This window comes from uncultured Georgenia sp. (genome assembly GCF_937958535.1).
GTDB lineage: Bacteria > Actinomycetota > Actinomycetes > Actinomycetales > Actinomycetaceae > Oceanitalea.
The window spans coordinates 1-1434 of sequence record NZ_CALGNQ010000002.1; the positions used below are offsets into that span (position 1 = coordinate 1).

At 72.8% G+C, this 1434-nt stretch carries 1 protein-coding gene; it reads left to right on the forward strand.

The window, feature by feature from the left end; all coding sequences use genetic code 11:
* Positions 1–12: 12 nt before the first annotated feature.
* Positions 13–1434: glucose-6-phosphate dehydrogenase (locus Q0195_RS00045; protein ID WP_299272906.1), on the forward strand; the 1422-nt coding region annotated here is incomplete at its 3' end.

Here is a 1434-nt window from a genome sequence, read left to right on the forward strand (position 1 = left end):
CAGGGGAGAACCATGGGTGAGGCGACCACGCCGGTCGGGGCGGAGACCCGCACACTGCTGGTGCTGGGCGGTAGCGGGGACCTCGCGGGGCGGTTGCTCCTGCCCGGTCTGGGGCGACTGCTCGCCACCGGAAGGAGCCCGGACTTGCGGCTCGTGGGCGCCGGCGTCGAGGACTGGGACGACACGACGTGGCGCGAGCGGCTGCGGGAGGCCTTCGCCGTCGCGCCGAGCATCGAGATGGCGCCCTGGGAGCGGTTCGCGCCGCTCGCGGAGGAGCCGGGCGCCGAGACGCTGCGGCGGCTGGAGCGTGAGTCCGTCTACCGGCAGGCCGACGTCACCCGGCCGGAGGACCTGCGCAGCGTGGTGGGGGAGTGCGAGGCGCCGGTGGCGATCTACTTCGCACTGCCTCCTGCCGTCACCGAACAGGCGTGTCTCGCCCTGGAGCAGATCGGGGTGCCCGCCGACACCCGGCTGATCATCGAGAAGCCGTTCGGGACGGACCGGGACTCGGCACGCCGGCTGAACGACGTCGTCGGGCGGCTCGTGCCGGAGGACCACGTCCACCGGATCGACCACTTCCTCGGCAAGAGCACGGTGCTCAACATCCTCGGTTTCCGGTTCGCCAACCGGATCTTCGAGCCGGTGTGGAACGCCACGCACGTCGAGCGGGTGGAGATCGTCTACGACGAGAGCCTCGCGCTCGAGGGGCGCGCCCGGTACTACGACCGCTCCGGCGCGCTGCGGGACATGATCCAGAGCCACCTGCTCCAGGTGCTCGCGCTCGTCACCATGGACCCGCCCGCCACCCTGAGCGAGCGCGACGTGCGCGGCCGCATCGCCGAGGTGCTGCGCGCCACCCGCGCCGGGGACCCGGTGCGGCACAGCCGGCGGGCCCGCTACACCGCCGGCCGGATCGACCGGCGGGACCTGCCCGCCTACGTCGACGAGCCGGGTGTGGACCCGAGCCGGGAGACTGAGACACTCGCCGAGGTGACGTTCTTCATCGACAGCTGGCGGTGGAAGGGTGTGCCCTTCACGCTCCGGTCGGCGAAAGGCATCTCACCTGCCCGGAAGGAGGCGCTGGTGACGTTCAAGCCCGTGCCGCACCTGCCGGTCGGCCTCAAGGGGACGTCGCAGCCGGCGCGGCTGCAGATCGGGCTGGGGCCGGAGTGCCTCAACCTCGAGCTCGACGTCAACGGGTCCGGTGACCCGTGGTCCCTGGACCGGGTGGTGATGTCGACCAGCTTCGGCGAGGGGGACCTGCCCGCCTACGGCGAGGTACTGGCCGGTGTGCTCGAGGGCGACCCGCTGCTGTCCGTGCGCGGCGACGCGGCGGAGGAGTGCTGGCGCATCGTCGAGCCGGTGCTCGCGGCCTGGCGGGAGGGACGGGTGCCGCTGGGGGAGTACCCGGCGGGGTCCGACGGCAGCACGTCG